General features: G+C 37.0%; 8 protein-coding genes. 7 read left to right on the top strand and 1 reads right to left on the bottom strand.

The window, feature by feature from the left end; all coding sequences use genetic code 11:
- The first annotated feature begins 288 nt into the window (after positions 1-288).
- From M1R53_RS07455 to M1R53_RS07425, 7 genes are all read left to right on the top strand, one after another.
- On the top strand, positions 289-2,184 hold the full coding sequence (locus M1R53_RS07455) for an alpha/beta fold hydrolase (RefSeq protein WP_249242590.1): 1,896 nt from the start codon (positions 289-291) through the stop codon (positions 2,182-2,184).
- 291 nt (positions 2,185-2,475) lie between these two features.
- Positions 2,476-2,808 (top strand): AbrB/MazE/SpoVT family DNA-binding domain-containing protein, encoded by a 333-nt coding sequence (locus M1R53_RS07450; protein ID WP_249242589.1) that lies wholly within the window; start codon positions 2,476-2,478, stop codon positions 2,806-2,808.
- A complete protein-coding gene (locus M1R53_RS07445; RefSeq protein ID WP_249242588.1) occupies positions 2,801-3,100 on the top strand; it encodes a type II toxin-antitoxin system RelE/ParE family toxin in 300 nt (99 codons plus the stop codon). The genes M1R53_RS07450 and M1R53_RS07445 overlap by 8 nt, the downstream gene beginning before the upstream one ends.
- Before the next feature lie 25 nt (positions 3,101-3,125).
- Positions 3,126-3,545, top strand: a complete 420-nt coding sequence (locus M1R53_RS07440) for a type II toxin-antitoxin system HicB family antitoxin (RefSeq protein ID WP_249242587.1) — start codon at positions 3,126-3,128, stop codon at positions 3,543-3,545.
- 48 nt (positions 3,546-3,593) lie between these two features.
- Positions 3,594-3,803, top strand: a complete 210-nt coding sequence (locus M1R53_RS07435) for a hypothetical protein (RefSeq protein WP_249242586.1) — start codon at positions 3,594-3,596, stop codon at positions 3,801-3,803.
- Between the two features lie 551 nt (positions 3,804-4,354).
- Entirely contained in the window at positions 4,355-11,560 is a 7,206-nt protein-coding gene (locus M1R53_RS07430; protein WP_249242585.1) for an InlB B-repeat-containing protein, read from the top strand.
- 22 nt (positions 11,561-11,582) lie between these two features.
- Positions 11,583-14,960, top strand: coding sequence for an S-layer homology domain-containing protein (locus M1R53_RS07425; RefSeq protein ID WP_249242584.1), 3,378 nt, complete (start codon positions 11,583-11,585; stop codon positions 14,958-14,960).
- Between the two features lie 315 nt (positions 14,961-15,275).
- On the opposite strand, the gene M1R53_RS07420 is transcribed toward M1R53_RS07425, so the two are convergent.
- Positions 15,276-20,669: a lectin like domain-containing protein gene (locus M1R53_RS07420; protein WP_249242583.1), complete on the bottom strand. Its 5,394-nt coding sequence runs from the start codon at positions 20,667-20,669 to the stop codon at positions 15,276-15,278.
- Positions 20,670-20,935: the final 266 nt, after the last annotated feature.

Raw genomic sequence — 20,935 nt, 5'->3', positions numbered from 1 at the left:
CGCTTCGCTCAACTAGATGAGCCTACGGCCGGTTCGTTGCGCTAAGAAATTAAGGCAGTTTTCTCCGAATGCTGCGCTCGTGAAAATCAATTTTCTCACTAAAGTCATCTGTACCAAGTGCTCTGCATAGCGCAAAGGTTCACGTCAATTCATTGACGAGGTTCTTCAAGAACGGTTTAGGTGAAGAAACATACTTCGCGTAAAACATTTAGAATAGCTAATAAAAATCTTGCACGCTTTAGGACTTTGTGGTATAATAGCAACGTATATTATAAAGGAGAGGATTACATGAGAAGTAATAAGAAAGCTATAATATTAGCACTAATCATGTGCCTAAGTATATTCATGAGTTTCGGCCAAGCTGTAGTAAAAGCTGGCCCATCCATAGACTTTGGCACTAAGACAAAAGAGGTCATCTTCATGGTTGACAGAAGCATGGCAACTGGCAAGGAAAGACTTGCTGAAATAAAAAACGAAATCAATGAGCTTAGCGAGAAGCTTATTGAGAGCGACTCTAATCTAAGTGTTTCACTAATCTACTTCAACGGTAGAGCAGAAACTCTAGTAGAGAAGGTAAAGGATGCAGCGCTTATCAAAAACGCGAAGACTCCAGAGTTTGCACTAGGTTTTTCAAATCCGATCGCAGCCATCGAAAAGGCGAGAGCCATCGAAAAGGCTGATAAAAACTACCTTGTGCTTTACACATCGAGCTACCCAGCAATTGGCCCAATCAGAGCAGACGGTCCATACACAAGTCGCGACCACTTCTACTTCAGAAACGCGAACGCGCTTAAAAACACAGCCGATGAGCTAGGAAGTGATTACGACTTAATCACAGTTCTTGACATGGCTCGTTTGAACAACAAAGACTACGCTTTCACTAAGAAACTTTATACTGAATTATCCAAGAAAACTTATCTAAATGGTGATTCTAAGGGTATCCTTGACTATGTTCATGGCGGCGCTGCTATAGACAAAGTAAGTGAAGATAAAAGACCTATAGTCTTCGTTCCAGGCATTGCGGGAAGCGAGTTATACTCCATTGACGAAAAATACGTAAGCGACGAAGAACGCAAAACTGGCATGATCTCATCTGATAAAGAATTTATTGGCAAGAGAATCTGGATCCCACTTGGATACGGAAAGTCTGAGCTAAGTGAGCTTCTTAATATAAAAAACAATGCATACGGACTGCAAGAAGGCGACCTTAGATATGCTAAGTTAATAACAAGACACACTGGACCTGCGGCATCATACACTTTGCTTATAGATGCGCTTATCAAGCACTTCCCAGATAGACCGGTATATCTATTCTCATACGATTGGAGAAAGTCTAACGAAATTACAAGCGAAAAACTTGATGCCTTCATCGACAGCATTAACGAAGGTGGAAAATTAAAGGTTGACCTTATCGCGCACAGCATGGGCGGCCTTGTATCAAGCCACTACCTAGCTAAGCACGATGACAAGGTAGATAAATACATCTCCTTCGGTACACCATACGAGGGTGCTCCGCACGCTTACAACGAAATGACTAACGGCAACATCTTAGGAGGTATCGCGGACTTTTTCCTTAACAATTTCCTTAACATAGACAGCAAGGTTGTACAAGACTACGACGGACTTCTTGAGCTATATCCAACAAAGAAGATGCTTGATAAGTATCCATACCAAGTTGTAATGAACCAAAAGCAGCTTGACAGCGAGCTTTTAAAGAACAATTTTGTGACATACGACTCACTTGTGAACAAGCTTCACCTAACATTTGCATCCAAAAGCCTTGGATCAGATGACGTTCAAGAGCAAATGCAAGCATACTTAGGAAGTGAAAGATTCACTGAGTTCTTAAGACGTGCACAAGCTTACAGAGCAATGGGCAGCATGGACGAAAGCGTTTACATGCTTCATAGACCAAATTCCATGTTCATAGTTGGAGAGGGCATGGATACTCAAGTTAGCGGCTACTACACAGAAAACGTAAGTGGTCTTAGCAAGGTTAAAAAGCTTATGACTAAGGAAGGCGATGGCCTAGTTCCGCTATACTCAGCAACTATGGGTATGGAGCTTGACGAGATGCCAGAAGAGCTTAGATCAAAGTTCAAAGTTGTTAATGGCAACCACATGGGCATACTTATGGATGCTAAGTGCCTAGACATGATGTGTCACTTCTTATTAGGAAGATAATTCAATAGTATAGGTAATGAAGGGAGCTGTATCGAGGGATGTGGCTCTCTTTTTTTATTTCGCATTCGATTTGCGATCTTGGCTAGTTTCGAATTGTTTTGTCGCTGCGACGTATTTTTATACGACTCGCTCCAAAAAATTCTGTACTACGCCAATCTCATCAAATCGCTCCGCGAACTAAATGTGATGAGGAAGCAATGAGTTGCTTAAATTTTGTAAGCGAGTGAAAAAATATAAAAAAACTATTGACAAATAGTTATACATAGTATAAACTATAATTGAGGTGATATTATGAACATTACCATAAAAAAGTGGGGCAACTCTCAAGGGATTATACTTCCTAAGATTGTGTTATCGGCGCTAGGATTTAATGTTGACGACGAGTTAAAGCTTGACGTTGAAGATGACAAAATTATCTTATCAAAAGCTGAAGATTTTGATGATTTTTCAGATTTAATCCTGGAAGACCTTATTAATAGCGGATTTGAGGGGGAAGAGCTGCTTAAGGAGTTTAAAAGAGTTAAAAAGAGCATGCCAATGGCTGTGAAAAAATTAAAACGTGATATTTTGAATGAGTATAAAAACGGTGAGACTGTAGAATTTGAGGAATTTTTCAATGTATAGTCTAGTATTATCTAAGTCTAGTCAAAAGTTTTTAAAAAAGATAAGTGATAAGGGCTTAATGGATAAAATTAGAACAGAACTTGCTAGAATTAAAGAAGATTACACTATTGGAAGTAGAAAAACTGGAGATTTAAAAGGATTTTGGTCATTAGATGTTTACTATAACAAGACAAATTACGAAATTTGTTATGAACTCATTGAGGATAAGGGTAAGTTTATACTAGTAGTGCTGATTGGAACAAGAGAGAATTTTTATAAAGAAGTGAAAAGGTACATTAAAACAAAACATTAACCTTACTATAAACGGAGGTGAAAGTATGAAATTAATCTATCCTGCTATTTTTTACAAGGATCTTGAAAGTGAAGGCTACTCTATTGTTTTTCCTGATATTGGCATGGGGGCTACTTGCGGAGACAATATTTCCGATGCATATTACATGGCGGAAGATTTTTTAGGCTGTGCTTTGTATGATGACTACATAGAGGGCAATACGCTTCCTAAGGCAAGTTCGATTGACGACATTGTCATAGACGACGACAAATTCTCTGACATGGATTTGAGTTTTAAAACCATGATTGATATCGATATGGATGACTACATCAGAAGAACTAGTGCTAAGACCATTAAAAAGACAGTAACTATACCAAGCTACTTAAATGAGATGGCTAAAGAATATGGTGTTAATTTTTCAAGGGTTTTGACTGAGGGCTTGAAGAAGGAATTGAATATTAAATAGAATTAAGATTGACAATATTATAATATTCTGTTATCAAAAGAGGTGTTTATGAATAATAAGAATAAAACCCAAAACGAAGTTCCAAATGCTGAGACTATCGAGGCTATAAAAGAGATCGAAGCGATGAAGAAGGATCCATTCATAGGCAAGACTTATGAAAGTGTTGACGAAATGATTGATGATCTAATCATGGAAGACCTTATTAATAGTGGCTTTGAAGGCGAAGAGCTAGTTCATGAGTTTAAAAGAGTTAAATAATAAATAATTATATTAAGGGGGTTCATATTGAAAGATATGGGCTCTCTTTTTTTCTTTTGCATTCACTTGGCGATCTTGGCTAGTTTCAAATTATTTTGTCGCTGCGGAGTGCTTCTATGCACACGTTAAGTCCATGCACCAAGAGAACGAGTGTTAGCGATGTTCGATTGGCTATGCATGCCTTATGCCAGAGTTTACAAAGAGACGGAACGAAGTGAACGACGATTTGCTTAAACTTACGGCCGCTCCAAAAAATTCTGTACTACGCCAATCTCATCCAAGTGCTCTGCAAAAGGATTGTCATGAAACAAATAATTTGCCAACGTGAAATATATAAAAAACTATATAATTATTGCGTGCAAAATGCATTTCATAGCCATTATTTTAATAAAAAATATATCTCTTATGTTAAGATTGTGTTAAATTTTTCAATTTGATTCAATTTATTGATGTATTTGCTATGATTTTAGCGGGAAATGTGGTATAATTGTATGTGGACAAGTGTTTGAAAAAACATAATATATAATCATACATAGAGAGGGGAAAAGGGTATGAAATTTAATTTTAAATACAAAAGACTACTAACGCTAATCATCGCAGGGATGATGCTTGTGAGCGCTATGCCTGTTGGCTTATTAGCGAAAGATGAAAGGAAGGTCAAGGTTGATCACAATGACATCGCAGGCGATAAGGCGAACTATGTCAACGAGTTGAAACCTGCTAAGCCTGCAAAACCAGATGAAAACCAAACGGCAGCGGATTTAATTAAAAATCCAGCTCAGCCGGCTATCTACACTTTGCGTACTGACTATAAGGTACAAAGAGGCGAAAAGTATGATGTTGACTACCAACCATATATTGCAAGTGTAGGTGCAGCAGCAACAGATGCAGAAAAAGCAAAGGTTAATAAGACTATAGACCTACCTGCCCTTGCTGGTTATGACGAACCACAAGATAATTTTACAATCGACTACAAAACTGTTTTTGATGCTGCAAAAGGAAAAAATGAAACAGGAAATGATGCTAACGGATTAAGATATTCTGATGAGCAAGAGCTTGACTACAAAGCCAAGTCAAATCAAATAAAAATAAAACATATTTTCCAAGTCTTAGAAGATTTTAATAAGTATAAAAATCCAGACGAAAGCACTGGAGATAAAACTGCACTTTTCACCACTCAAAACGGTAACACTGGCTCCACTATGGAAGTAAGTCCTTTGAGTGAAGATGATCCAAGAAGAGAAGGCTTTGTTCCAGAAGCTGACCATATAATCATGCAAGTTCCGGAAAATGCTGAGAACTTTATTTTAGAATATCGCTATATCCGGGCCCACTACGATGTGACTTTTGACACTGCGGGCGGCACAGCTCTTCCAGCTCGTACTCTTTATTATGGACAAGTTATTCCTAAAATTGCCGATGCAGATATACCTACAAAAGTCGGCGGCGACTTTTTAGGCTGGAAGCCATCTGTAGAATTAAAAACAAAGGATGGAAAAAAATATAAAGCAAATGAAATAATTGCAGTTGGAACCAGCGGTGCTATCAAAGATCTTGATGCCAATTTGATTATGCCTGCAAGTAAAGTTACTTTCACAGCTGTGTGGAAGGAAAAGGAAAAGGCTGACTACGCTGTACAATTCTGGGCAGAAAAGGCAGACCATGCAGATGATGCATCTCTACTAGATAAGTACGACTATATAGGTACTCGTGTCTATAAAGAAAAAGCCACAGGTTCGAGACCGGACTTGGATAATGAACCTGTAAAAGACATAGTCTTTACTGACCTGGACCAAGCTCGTCTAAAAAAGATATGGGCTAACGCAAGATTTAATCGTGGCGAAGATCTTTATCTAAACAAGTTCTATGTCTACAACCAAGCTCTAACTCACGAGCAAAATAAGGACCCTGCAAATGTAAACCTAGTTAAGTCTGTTGATTCAACAGGTAAGACTGTCTACAATATCTACTACGACAGGCAAGTATACGACCTATACTTTACTAAGTCCAATGCACAACCTGAAGAAAACACCTTCTACCCTGAAATTTGGAAATATGACGAAAAGAAAGGTGAGGCAGTTAAAGTAGGTGGACCTGGCAATCTCTACCACTACAAGGCTAGATTTAATGAGATGATGTATAAGTGGCCAAACGATGCCAAGCAAACAAATGGATTTACACCGGGCTATCAATCTTTTGGCTGGGGACCAAATTATACTAGACCAAATTGGCCGATACATTTGGACACACCTCCTTATAGACTTAATGCCGATGAGTTCCTTGACATGGCTAATTACACTAATTGGGGCGGCTATGTTAAACATATAGACAAGGGTGACGGCACAACGATCGATTTAGACCCACTCGACTTTACAACCCTTTCCTTCGGTATTAAGCAGGATCATCCATCTATCCCTCACCACATGGACTTTTGGATGGACGGCTTTAAGGACGGAGAAACCATAATCCGTTACGATCTTGTTAGGACTAAGGCGGACACCGCCGGTCTGGGATATGGCCATAGGTACCCGAAAGTTTTAGGTTTTACCCCTTATGGCTATAATCCTAGAGCTGCATGGCCAGCTATTGCAGAGGGTAGTGAGGAAAATGGCCGCGTGAACGAAGATGAAATTAATGACCTAAACGACGCGCGTGATGAAATCACCCCTAACAATTGTGGGACATACTATAACAACTTTGGAACAAAACTTCCTATCGGACAGCTAGAGTTTATATCATCCTTCTTTAGCGATTCAGACGAATTTGGAGATGTAAAAGAAGGTGGTCAATCATTTGAAGAAAACGGCTACCTACGCTTTAAATACACTCGTAATAAGTACCCACTAAGGTTTAATTACGACCCATCAATCACTAGAGATGATAGCTATTTTAACTCTAAGAACCAAATAGATACCTTCTATGAATTCCCACTCAAGGCCCTAAGTCCTGATGTAGATTCAAATGATGAGTATAAGAAAGTAGATACAAAGGAAGGTCCTAAGAACTTATTAGATAATCCGGAAAACTTACAGAAATTAGGCCTTACAGACCTTGTTTTCACAGATCCGGCAGATGGCAAGTTAAAAGTTAAGAGACCAGATAATCTTTCAGACCAAATGGTATTTAAGGGCTGGGCACTAGACCCTGCCGGTTCAAAGCTTATTTGGGAGAACCCGGGCGAAAAGATGCCTAACCACCCAGTAAACCTATATGCTAAGTGGGGCGAACCAGATTATAAATGGAAGGTAACATTTGATCCGAACGGTGGATCTTTAAGAAACATTAAAGAAGAAGATTTAACTACTAGTCGCAAGAAAATCCAAGAAGGCGACATTGGTCAAGAAGAAATAAACACTTATGCGAAAAAAGAAGCCAACGAAGGCGACAAGCAAGTCTTTACAGTAATTCAAAGACAAAAGCTTGTAGAGCCGAAATATAAGCCTACAAGAAAAGGCTACGACTTTATGGGCTGGGAAGTCATCCATTATAAGAAGGATGCCAATACAGGCGACTACACTAACGAGCAAGACACAAGCTATAGAGATACTTATAAGGTTCCAGAACTTTACTCCTTTGGTAACGACGTAGTAGCACCAGTTTATCTAAAGGCAATTTGGCTTCCAAACGACAAAGTAGATGTAAAAGTAGTACACCACTTTTTAAGTTTGGATTTAAGTAAAGAAACAAAACCGCCACTTGAACAAATTTTAGCTAATAAGCGTGCAAACTATCTTGTTGCCACAACTGGAGACCAACAAAATGACGAATTGGTGCTTGCTCCTCATGAAGAACTTAGTGAAAAATTAACAGGCGACTTAAAGACACTATATGAAGAATATAATGGAAGAGTAAAGGCTAATAACACTTACTTCCAACAATTCCGTGTAGAACCGGAAAAGAAATTAAATACAGCAACTAACCAAGTAGAAGACAATCCTGATGTAAAAAACAATGTTTTCCACTTCTTCTACAAACCATTTAGAACTCGTCAATATAAGGTTAACTATATAGATGAAAGATTTAAAGACGATCCAGAAAAAGGAAAGATTATTGACCAAGAATTAGTTACAAATGGTAATCGTCACTTTGACGCAAGAAACTATAGACCAATACCAGGCTGGGTTTTAGCCAAAGATGAAAAACCACAACAACAATTATTCTTTGATGTAAATGAAAAAACAAATGAATTCTTAGGAATCAACGGAACAGGCAAGGATGAAATTACCTTCTATTATAAGGATGTAAGAGTAATTGAAGTTCCAAAAGATGATCCAGTACCAGATGGCTATGTAAGAGTAACTTATAAGGCGGACAAGGGCGGAGCATTTACCGACAAGGATGGAAATTCAAAGACAGAATTATACTACGATGTAATAAAGGGACTTAAGTCAGACCTACTTCCAGTTCCAGAAGAACTTAAGGATGGTGAGGAAAAAGTTGCTGACAAGTACTACATCACACCAGAAACTGGAAAGAAATTTACTAAGTGGGACAAGAGTCCACTATTAAACAAAAACACAATTATTAACGAAGCTCATGAATTTACAGCCTACTTTGAATGGTCAGGCCTAAGCGCATCTGGACTAGTAAGAACAGAAGCCTTTAAAGATCCTAATGGCACTTGGACAAACGACTTTGCTCCAACTATTGACCAGTTAAAAGCACAACTTGTTTGGAGAGAAAAAGATGAGGTAAAACCTCTTCCAGCAGGAACTGAAATAAAATTATACGATGAAGCTGGAAACGAATTAACAACAAACGATCAAGTTTATGAATTAGTCAATGAAAAGAAAGCTGCCGACACGGATGAGCTTGTTCGCACAGTGAATGTCAAAGCTAAAGTTACTTTCAAAAACGGCAAAGAGCCACAAGAGCTTGATATACCAATTACAGTTTACAAAAATGTTTACGAAGCACTTACAGGAACAGAAAAACCATTATTCCTTTCACAAGCTGAAAAAGGCGAATTGAAAGATATTACTGGAGAATATGTAAAGGTAACAGTAAACCCAACAGGAAAACCAGGAGAAAAAGATTCAAAGATTTACTATGTCAATCCAAAGGCTTGGGTAGAAATTCCTGAAATTAAATTAACAGAAGAAGAAAAGAAGGCACTAGGCTTTACAAATTGGACAGCAGATAAGGATGCTCAAAATGAAAATAAAGAAGCAAATGGTGTCTATGAGTTTACAAAACGTCACAAGTTTACAGAAAACACAATAATTTCACCAGGATTTGCTAAGGATGTAGTTGAACAAACAGATCCGAACAAGAAACCAGATGTACCAAACAGCTATGTAAAAGTTATAGTTAAAACAACAGACAAGGCTACAGATGAAACAGCTTTTGAAAAAACATTCTGGGTTAATCCAACTAAGGAAGTTACTATTGATGTAACAAATCCAACAGGTAAGACTGTAGCTGCAGACCCTGCAAATGTTGGAGCAGTTGGCTACACAATGAAATTCTCTAAGTGGGAATCAACAGAAGACAAGGCAAAAACTTGGACAGACAAGATAGTAGGAAAATTTGAAAATGAAACTACAATCATTGCAAAATATTCTGTAACACCAGAAGTTATTAAGCCTCAAGTACCAAGTGCAGATACAGTTCACACACCACAAGGCAAGACACCAACAGTAGATGAAATCAAAGCTAAAATTACTCCACCTGAAGGAAAAACTATTAGCAAAGTAACAATAGTTGAAAATCCAGATGTAAATAATCCTGGAAAGAGTATAGCAAAAGTAATCGTTGAATACACTGACGGATCAAGCGTTGGTACAAATGATAAACCATTAGAAGTTCCAGTTGAAGTACACAAAAACATAATTCCAGAAGCACCTGGCGGACAAAGACCAAAAGACGCACTTGAAAATTATGTAAAAGTAATCTTCAAAGCAGGCACAGGCGGAAGCCTATCAGGCGACCTAGTTTACTATGTATCACCAGAAGTAGAAGTCGACATGACAGAATCAGCTGAAAAAATTACAAAGAATCCAGATGTTGGTTATATCAGTGGAGATTGGGATACAAGCGAAACTAAAAAATTAAAAGCAACATTCACTGCTCAAGAAACTGAATTTACTTTTAACTTTACAAAGACAGATGATATAGTAGAAAAAACAGACGACACTGTTAAAAAGCCAGACGGATATGTACAAGTAACCTTCAAGACAGAAGATGAAGCCAAGGGTAAACTTGAAGGTGAAAAGCTAGTAAAAATCTACTATGTAAATCCAAAAGCAGGAATTACTCTAAAAGTTTTAGGCAAAAATGAAACAGCAACAGATAAACAATTAGCAGTTCCAAAAACAATACCAGCTGAACATTACGAAGATGATACTTGGTACGAAGAAATCGACCAAAAAACTCCAATTACAAGTGAAAGAATCCATGTAGCTAAATTTAAACTAGCTAAGGTAACATTAACTTATAAAGCAGGTGAAGGCACAGGAACAGTACCAGCAGCAGTTGAAGTAGACTATGGCACAACAGTTGCACTTGCAAGACCAGATGGACTTAAAAAAGATAATGCTACATTTGCTGGTTGGAAGCTTGATGGAGAAGAAAAAATTTACCAAGCAGGCGAACTAGTAACACTTGAAAAAGCAAGAACAGCAACAGCTCAATGGACAACAGCTAAACATAAAGTAACATTCAATAGTATGGGCGGCAGCGACGTTCCTAGCCAAACAGTTGAACACGGAAAGACAGCAACAAACCCTGAAGCACCAACACAAGATGGCAAAGTCTTTATGGGCTGGAAAGAAAAGAGCAAAGAAAACGAAGAAGCTTACTTTGACTTTGCTAATACAGCTATAAATGAAGACAAAACATTAATAGCTCAATGGCAAGACCCAGTTCAAAAGATTGGTGATACTGATCAAGTTGAAGAACAATTTATAAAAGTTACATTTAATAAAGGTAAACATGGAACATTAAAGCTTGATGAACAAAATACTAAATTAGAAAATGTATATTACAAAGTTGCTAAAGACTATTCAATGGCTGAAGCTATGAAAAATGGCTTGGTAGTACCAAAAGCAATAGCAGACACTTATTATAAATTGATAGACAAAAACTCTGGTTGGGACAAGGCTCTTAAACTAGAAGGAAAAGAAGTTACATTCACAGCACAATACAAACCAGAAGCAGATGTCATCCCTATAGACCCAAGTAAGACAGATCAAGAAATTGAGGATGAAAGACCAGAAGGCATGGTATTAGTAACATTTAAAGTTTCTGATGACAATAATTTCTACATTCCAAACAATGCTAAATACTATGTAAAGAAAGATACAGAAGTTAGAATTCCTACACCAGTAGTTTTAGAGAAAAACATTGATGATGTATTTAAAGGCTGGAAAGATGTAAACATAGTTAATGAACCACTTGATCCAAATGACATTAACAACCCTGAAGCAAAATTATTCCAATGGGTAAAACAAGCATTTAAAGAAGATACAGTAATTAGTGATAATAAAACAGATGAAATTAAACTTATAATTACAAAACCATTTGCAGGAGATAAGAGAATTTATATCGAGCAAATGTCTGATGATTTGACAGGAAAACTTGAACTTATAAGAGCTGGCAAGTTAATAGAAACTGTTACTAACAAAAGGTTTACGAGAAGAGGAAAAAAATACAATGTATTTGATCTTACTAATGCATTGCAATCCGGAGATACTATAAGATACTGGCAAGAAAGTTCATCTAGAATATCTGACAAAACAACAGAGGTTATCAATTAGAGAAAGGAGAGATTAAATTAGAATGAAGAAAAAAATATCGGCAGGATTTTTAGCTCTTGTTTTTCTATTGCAAGCCTTCTTACCAAGTCTTGTATATGCAAATCAAGCAAACCCTCAAGACACAAAAATAATATCTGAAGAAACTAAAGGTCCAGATAATGTAGTAACAATTGGAAAGCTAAAAGGAGTGGGATTCTCTAAAGATAATCCCACTGCATCTATTAGCATAATAGAAGAAGTAAAAGAAAAAAACCATAAGAACACAGACGCTTTAGATGGATTGGAAATAAGTGATGAAAACATTCCTCAAGCATTAAGGAGCGCTGGTTCTCCATATATCAATGGTTCGCAACCAGCTGACCCTGATAAGCCAAAGTATTGGGCAAATGTACAGGGAAAACTTACAACAAGAGGAATTGACGGTACTACATTTGATTGGGATAAGATATTTGGCCAAGGGGCAAAAGTAAAGCTTTTATTTACACAAACAAATGGCTATGTTATGACAGGTGTAACATATTCTTTATTAGTAGATAAAGATGGAACCTATACTTGGCAAGGTAGTGACGGTAAGCCAACCTACCTACCTTTATATGATGTAGATGGAAATCCCTACACCTATAATGTCCAAATAGAAAGAAATTACAGTAAAAATGTACAACTTATTATCCAAGAATCTAATAGTACACCTAAATCTCAATGGAGACAAGAAGGGGACAAACAAGTTGCAACTATATCTTTCCTAGATATAAAGATTCAGCAAGTAGCTTCTACAAAATTTGTATCTGAGTGGCATACAGGAGTTAATGAAGCAGACAGACCTCAAATTGAAGGATATTTTAAGGTCGATGATGAAACAGATAATGACTTTAATTTTCCTAAGAATGATACAACAAGAACTATATTAAGATCTAGTTTTGTAGAAAACTTTGAAGAAGATGAAGAGAATGGTCCATGGTCTTTCTTATCTTCTGAACTTGAAACAACTCCAAAGACAGTAGAAGTTAAAACAAATACAGCAGGTTTAACTTTTGAAGAAAAAGATGGAGTTAAGACTGTTAAGGATGTTAATAATAAGTTTAAATACACTTTCGATTACGACGTTATAAACGGCGGAAAGCTTATTATGACAGAAATAATACCATTAACATTTGATGCTAATGGTGGTAAGTTTGCTTCTATTACTGAACCAAATGCAGAGCAAAAAATTGTTAAAGAAGTTGATTATGAAGGCACTTTGACAGACAAGGCTGAAGATCCGACAAAAGAAAGAGAAACTTTTAAGGGTTGGTCAACAGCAAAAGATGGAACTCCACTTACTGAAGAAGAGTTTAAGGAAGCTATAAAAAACATCAAAGAAGCAAAGACTTTCTTTGCAATTTGGGACAATAACCAAATCACAGCAGATGAATTAGAAGTAAAAGAATCTTTTAAAGATGGAACAGGCTATGTCAACGATTTTATTCCGACACTTGACCAATTAAAGGGACAAGTAAAGATTAAAGATGCAAGTGGAACTCCACAAGCACTAGCAAATGATGATACTTTTGCAATAGTTGATGGTCAAAATGAATACACAACTGATGCTGCAGCTAAAGATTATCTTTATAATTTATTAAAAGAAGACGATGCGACAGAAGTTTCTCGCAATGTTACTTTAAAGGCAAAAGTAACTCGTGGCGATGGCATAATTCAAGAAGTTACAATACCTATCAAGGTAGTTAAAAATATCTACGAAGCAAAAACATTGACAGAAAAGCCTTTCTATGTACCAGATGATTATGTAAAAGTAACAGTAGACCCAACAACAAAGGCTACTGACCCACAAAAGACTTACTATTATGTAAATCCAGCGGCTAAAGTTGTAATTCCTGGAAAAGATCCAACAGCAATTAGTGGATTTAAATTTATTAATTGGACTACGAAAGAAGATATTGCAAAAGGAGAAGGCTCTGAATATAAACTTTCAGAAAAACCAAGAACTAAATTTGAAAAGGCAAGCACAATCACTGCACAATACTCAGCAGATGTAATTCCACAAGAAGGGGACACAAAACCTGAAGGAGTACCAGATAATTTTGTAAAAATTACTTTCGTGCCAACAGACAATGGTACTATGGAAGGTGCTAAGATTTTCTGGGTTAATCCTGAAAAAGAAGTAACTATTCCAGTAAAAGATCCAGTCGGTAAACAATACTTCACATTCAAAGAATGGAAATTTGGAGAAAAGGCTGACGGAGATAAATATGATCCAACAGTGCCTACACAATTTAAAGAAGCGACAACTATAACAGCAACATACAATGACTCTAAAGATATAATACCAGTAGATCCAACAAAACCTACTGCAAAGCCAGAAGGTTATGTGACAGTAACATTTGATGCTGACTTAGGATTAAAGTTAACAGGTACTAAGTATTATTATGTTAAGGCCAATGCAGGAATTACTTTAGCTCAATTAGCAAAACCTAAATATCAAGCAGCTAACGGTTATGCATTTGATGGCTGGGATAAACCTGACACAACTCCTATTGGCAAAGACGACATCGTAGTAACAGCTTTAGCAAAATTCACACCTAGTAAGCCAGACGATAGACCAGGCAGACCATATCCAGAAGTTATCTACAGAGACAAAATTGTCGAAAAAGAAAAGATAGTTGAAAAGATTGTCAAAGTTGGCGACAACGACGAACTTCTTAAGGAAATCAGATACATGCAAGGCTTTAACGGCAAGTTCAGACCATACGATGGCTTAACTAGAGCTGAAGCTGCTCAAATCTTAGCGAACGCTCTAAAGGCTGACGGCTACAGATACGATGCAAACTACGCTCTAAGCTACAGTGACGTTGGAAGCAAGTGGTACACAGACGCAGTTAGAGTAGTTACTCAAGCAAATGTATTCCAAGGCTATAGCGATGGAACGTTCAGACCACAAGGCAAGATCACTAGAGCTGAGTGGGTAGCAACTCTTAGAAGATTCCAAGACCTTAAAAAGGCAAGTGGCAACACTATGATGCTAAGAAGCGGTCACTGGGCTACTGAAGAAGTTGAAGCAGCATACCAAGCTGGATGGCTAGGCGTTTACCAAGATGGTACAGCGAAGTTTGATGCTGACAAGCCTATCACAAGACAAGAAGTTGCCTACGTATCGAACAGAGCCTTCAGAAGAGTGCTTGACAAGATATATCTAAAGAGAAGTGTAAACACACTATTGACTTATAAGGATATCAATCCAAGCATGCCTCTATATGAAGACATCTTATGTGCAAGCAACACATTATTGACAGATGGCAGATATTACAAGGCTAATACTATTGTGATGGATAATGTTACATTTAACATTGTTACGGATTATTTAAGAATTTCTCAAAAGAAGTTCCAATACAATGTTATTAGATAAGTAAACAATATAATATCAAAATAGAAAGACGCATATCAATTAAGATATGCGTCTTTTTTGCGCTTCAGACTAAGGATAAGTGCTTGCCAATAGCAAAGCAAACGTATATGGTAAGATGCGAACGAGCGTAAAGGTTACAAGCTCTTTCTATTCTAGCTAGTGAGTAAAACGCATTCGAACTATCTTTTCTATATACAAAACTCTTTTGAAAATTATCTTAGATAAAAAATTTACGAAGAAATAAAAATGGATGCCATCTATTTCTAGATAGCATCCAAAGTGTAAATATTGTTTATTATTATAGAGTTTCTATAACTATTTTGATGTTGTTCCAGCTATTGTCCTAACTATGCTTAGTACTTCTTCGTTTGAGTTGAAGTAGCTTAGGTTTGTTATATTGCCATCTTTATCAAGATACATTAGGCAAGGAACGTAGTTTGAGCTAATTATGTTAAATAAGCTTCTTGCGTTGTAGTGGAAATATGGTAGCATTTGGCTTAGGCCAAGTCTATTTAGTATAGATGTGATGCTTTGGCTATCTCCATTTGTCATTGCTTCTACCATGTTGAAACTTGATTTATTGATGTTTACAAGGCTTCTCCAGCTTGCTTGGCAGCCTCCACATGTTGGGTAACCCATGGCGATGACTGTTGGACGGCGGCCATCCATTAGTGAAGCGATAGTAACTGTTTGTCCTTGCATATTTGTAAGTGTGTAATTAGAAACGTTTTTGCCGTATGCATTTCTTAATTTGCCAAGTAGGTCGCCTGATTGTAAGTGATTAAACTCACCGTTGTTGTATCTGTCTTGATAGCTTAGTGAATCTTTGTTTATAGGCTTATCTGGATCTTGGCTTCCAATTGTGAATGATTTTTCGGCTGTATACTCTGGTCTATCTGTCAATGATGCTTTTAATGTGAATTTGCCTTCTGGAACGTAGGAGTTTGTTGTAAATGTTAGCATTGCTTGTCCGTAGTAGTCTGTTTGTCTATCATAGTTATATGATTTTCCATCAGGATATTCGAATATGAATTTAACTCTTTCGTTTTTAACTGCGTTTCCATTTTGGTCTTTTACTTCAAGCACCATTCTGATAACGTCGCCTTTTTTGAAATTATCTTTACCAAAGGAGATGTTTAAGTTATAATCAGCTTTCTTTTCTTCTTTCACTATTCTAAATGATTTTGTGACTTTTTTTGCTTTGTAATTATTTGAGATAAGTTCGATTGTAACTTCATGTTCGCCTTCTACGCTTGATTCATCACTTGTGAAGTATAAGTTTGTTTCGCCTGTATAAAGTGTTTTTCTATCGTATACACCGTCTTTGTAAGCACCGTTTGGGTACTTGATTGTGTATCTGATTGTATCTTGGTTGATGTTTTTACCTGCTAAATCTTGTAGTTTAGCTGTGATCTTAACTGTTTCGCCACTTCTTATCTCTTCTTTATCAAAGTTTAGGCTAAGTTTAGCGTTGTACTCTTCTTCTGGCTCGTCATTTCCATCGACATTTAAGCCTAATGTTTTGTATAGTAAATCATATAGACCGTCTTTATCAAGTGCGCCGGCTATATTTACTAATCTTCCGTTTTCGTCTAAGATAACTGTATTTGGTGTTGTCAAGAAACCAAGGCGTGATGCCCAGATCTTTTCGTCTGCATCGTAGAATATATGGTTTTTAAAGTGCTCGATATTTAATTCTTTCAAAACGTTGTCAACAAAATTAACTGTTGATTTAACATCTTCTTCAACTGAAGTAACTATCTCAATGAAATTATATTTTTCGTGTGCAAGTGGTGCCATGGCCTTCCACATTTCTACACAGGCTCCGCATCCTGGGTAACCAAAGACTAAAACTGTTTTCTTATTAGGGTCTATAAGGTCTGAAATTCTGTGATCTTTTAGATTTGCATCCTTTACATAATATTGAAGAAGGTTCTTGCCATAATGTTTTTGTAGTGCTTCGTATTCAAAATCAGTTGTTTTTAAGTGCTTGTATTGGCCAGCTGCTTTTCTTTCTTCATAAGAAGTAAATTCTTTTTCGCTTTGGGCTACATCGAAAGATGCAAGGCCGTTCGCATTTTTGAAATCGTTGTAGCTAGCCTTTGCTTCTACTGTGTATTTGCCAAGCTTTGCTGGAGCTGTGAAATTAACTGTGAACTCACCAGTATTGCCTGATTGAACGGTTTTTCTATCGATAGATTTGCCATTGTCATCAAGTAAGACTAAATCGATATTTGCTTTTCTTACGCCGTTAGCATCAAGGTCAGTAACTTTTGCGTTTAAAACAACATTTTCGCCAGCGGTGTAGGCTGATTTTTCTGCGCCGATATTGATATCAAGCGCTTTATCGTATTCAGGGAAGACTGATGGACGATTTTCTCTAAGCCACTTAGTCATACCGCCGTTCATCCAATAAATCTTTTTAAAGCCAAGCTTTTTCATAATCTCAGCAGTAGCGCCTGAACGAACTTGTGTTCTACAGTATAGTAGGTAAGTTTTGTTCTTATCTAGTGTTTTTATAAAATCTTCATGATCTTTTTGGTAATAATCGTGGTGTATGCAGCCATCGATGTGAGATTCGTTGTATTCAGCCTTTGTTCTTGCGTCAAAGATAACAAAGTTTTCATTGCCTTTATTTTCTTCGATAAGTTTTTGAGCTTCGTCAGTTTCTATCATCTTGTAGATAGTTTCTTCAGGTATAACTGGGTCTACTGGATCGATAGGCTTTTTATCGCCGAAAACAATCTTGTATTCACCTAAAGCGTCGTCGTATCCGTATTTGCTTGCGCTTGCCTTGATAGTGTATTCGCCATCGCCCATTTCCTTAGTTGGAGTGATGTAGACTGTGGCTATACCATAGTTATTAGTATATTTTGTTAAATTATACTTAAAGTTATTTGGACCACTTACTTCGATCTTAACAGGTAAGTATCTTACACCATATTTTCTTTGGTCAATAACTTTAATGTTTATCTCAGCTCTATCGCCTAATTTGTAGCTTTCACTATCTTTTTCGAAAGACATATCTAGGTGATAAGGGTTTCTGTATTTTTTAACTTCAAAGCTTGCTGTTCCAACGGCGTCTTTGTATTGAGAGCTTCTAGCTGTAACTTTTACTGTATAAGTGCCTTCTTGTCCTCCGTCTGGACTGTAGAAATAGTTTGCTCTGCCGTAGTAGTTAGTTCTGCCTGTGTTTTTATGAACAGCGCCACTTGCAGTTACTATCTCGATATCTAGGTCTACATTTCTTAAGTTTCTGCCGTTAGCAGTAGTTTTGATTGCTAGTTGAATTTTTTGGTTGTTCATGATTTCTTTTGACATAGGTTTTACCTCTACATCAAAACTTGGACGAGAATCTTCAACTGTAAATGTTAATTTATCAGTATTTGCTTTGTAAGTTCCGCCGCTAACCTTGATATTGACAGTGTATTCACCTGTAGCATAAATTTCATTGGCGCCGAAATTGAATTTTGCGTTGCCATAGTAGTCAGAGTAGGCTGATTTATTTATGCTAGTTCCATCTGGAGCGATAAGTTCAATCTCAGTCATTACATAGCGAAGATTTCTGTTTAGGTAGTCCTTTGAATTAACTGTAACACTTTGGCTGTAGCCTTGCTTTATAGTCTTAGCGTATACAGATGATGATACTTTGATAATGTTTTTGTCATTATCATCATTATCGTTATTTTCATCATAAACAATTACATGAGCTTTTTTATAAACACCGTTAGCAGTTTTAGCGATGATGTCGCATTCGCCCTTAGCTATGGCTTTTACGAAGCCTCCTTGAACTGTGGCAACTCTTGTGTTAGTGCTTGTCCAGTATATAGCTCTGTTTGTAGCATTACTTGGCTCAACGCTTGCTCTGATTGTACTTGTTTCATTAACTTTTAATTTAATATTTTCTTTATCTAAGATAATATTTTTTACTTCTACATTTTGAACGTCATCTAAAACATTTACAGTGAATGAATTTCTCTTGTAAGAGCCGTCAGTAGCTGTAGCAGTTACTGTTGCTGTTCCTTTTCTTAAAGCTCTTAAAACGCCGTTATTAACACTAACAATTCCGCTTGGATTAACAGAGTAGTTTAAATTTTTATTTGCAGCGTCTTGTGGAAGAACTCTTGGATTTATTTCATAATTTTCTCCGACTTTAATATTTAGTGGATCTTCATTAAATTCAATTGAAGAAACTTTCTTATCATAAGATGGAGAAGAACCTCCTGGAACTGTCATAGCCTTTAAAGCGACGTTAGCATTGTATCTAACTTGAGTCATATCAGTCCATCTAGATCCGTCGTAGGAAATGTAGGACTCGCCTCTACCCGCTCTTGCTCTTGATGAGTAGCCACTGATGTAGTTTTCAACAGGGATTGGATAGTTATATCCTGGAGTTGTTAGCTTAACTATAGGGGCAAAGTATTCTCCGTTTGAAACGTTAAACTTTCTTATAGGGACATTAACATAGCCAGCATAAGTAACACTTCCTTCAGCAACTTTTACTCTGTCGTTGAAAGAAACTTGTCCTCTGCCTTTTGTCATATATATTTCATATCTTGCTCCATTTGACGGAACGAAAAAACCAACTTGATAAACATCTTTACTAGAATTAACTGGGCCGAAAACATTTGAGAAATATGCACTTTGACCATTACCATAGGTACTTGTCATACCTAAGTCGTCATAATACCAAATCTCTTCGTTAGGAGTCATGTCCTTTAATTTAAAAATTGCATTGCTTCTGCCTGCAAAACCGTCATAATAAGAAACCCAATAATAACCGCCCATGTACTTCCAGTTTTGTCCCCAAGAGTTCTTGATTAACCAAGCGCCATCTCCTGGAGGAGTGATACCAAAATTATAACGAGAGAAATTATCGTCCCAACCAACTATAGCAACAGCGTGGTTAGCATAGCCGCGGTAGCCTGGGTTGTATGAACCCATAGTTCTTGAGTTTAAGTACGATTCATCACCGTTAACAGTTGTATAAGCAGCGCCGTATTCCATAACAGCTTGCTTTAAGGTATCTGTATCCCAGCCGCCTCTAACATCTGGTATATTCATAATCTTATCAACGTCTTTAACTCTTCTTAATCCTCTAGGAGAGTAAAAATCATAAGGTGAGTATGGTTCGTCTCTTTCTGCGATAGGACCAGAGCCACGAGTTAAGTAGGCACTTGCTACTTGCCAAGTACCGCCTTGGTCTGGACCCCAGTCAAAGCCGTGAGTGTTTCTCATGTTCTTTTCACTAAAGTCATTGTACTCGGGCATCAAAACTGATTCAGCTGATCCAAACGATGCAAATGACCAACAAGAGCCGTTAGGGCCTTGATTTTTGACTGAAGTAACACGATTGTGCTCTCTTAGGTCATACTTTCTTGGAGCTGCTTGACGCTCTCTCCACGGAGCGAACTCCTTGCTTTTTTCTAGTTCATAGTTTGCGTTGTAAAGCACAGGGCTCACGCGCAAACCATAGAACGCTTCATCTTGCTTTGATGACCTTACTTTGTTGTACTCGGGATTGATAGGCGAGAAAGAGCCATCGATCTGATCAGTAATTTCATCTTTCTTAACAATATCTGCTCGATTTACTTGATTGACCAAAGGGTCTGATACTTCTAAATCTTCAGCAAATGCTGTTACCGGTGTGACTAGTATTATAAGTGCTAAAATAAGGCTTAAAATACTGTTAAGAAATTTTCTTTTCATTTACATACCTCCCTTAAAAGAAAATGAATTTATAAAAAAATAAGTTGCATCATTAAGACGTATACCCAAAACAATTGTACCGCGATAAACCGTCAACGTTATACTGTTTACAATTATTGATTATATCACAAAGTATTTGAAATTACAATGATTAATATCAAAAAAATTTATAGACAAAAGTAGTATTTTTATAGAAAAATATTTTATTTTAAAGAAATTTGTCATACTTTTGTAGTATTTTTTAGCAAAAATTGAAAAAAATTTTG

The sequence above is a fragment of the Fenollaria massiliensis genome (genome assembly GCF_023347705.1).
GTDB classification, from domain to species: domain Bacteria; phylum Bacillota; class Clostridia; order Tissierellales; family Peptoniphilaceae; genus Fenollaria; species Fenollaria massiliensis.
Note: the sequence above shows the minus strand (reverse complement) of the source record. Positions and strands in the feature narration are given on the sequence as shown.

Coding starts and splice junctions, on each gene's coding strand:
- M1R53_RS07430 (WP_249242585.1), top strand. CDS start 4,355: ATGAAATTTAATTTTAAATACAAAAGACTACTAACGCTAATCATCGCA.
- M1R53_RS07440 (WP_249242587.1), top strand. CDS start 3,126: ATGAAATTAATCTATCCTGCTATTTTTTACAAGGATCTTGAAAGTGAA.
- M1R53_RS07445 (WP_249242588.1), top strand. CDS start 2,801: ATGTATAGTCTAGTATTATCTAAGTCTAGTCAAAAGTTTTTAAAAAAG.
- M1R53_RS07450 (WP_249242589.1), top strand. CDS start 2,476: ATGAACATTACCATAAAAAAGTGGGGCAACTCTCAAGGGATTATACTT.
- M1R53_RS07435 (WP_249242586.1), top strand. CDS start 3,594: ATGAATAATAAGAATAAAACCCAAAACGAAGTTCCAAATGCTGAGACT.
- M1R53_RS07425 (WP_249242584.1), top strand. CDS start 11,583: ATGAAGAAAAAAATATCGGCAGGATTTTTAGCTCTTGTTTTTCTATTG.
- M1R53_RS07455 (WP_249242590.1), top strand. CDS start 289: ATGAGAAGTAATAAGAAAGCTATAATATTAGCACTAATCATGTGCCTA.
- M1R53_RS07420 (WP_249242583.1), bottom strand. CDS start 20,669: ATGAAAAGAAAATTTCTTAACAGTATTTTAAGCCTTATTTTAGCACTT.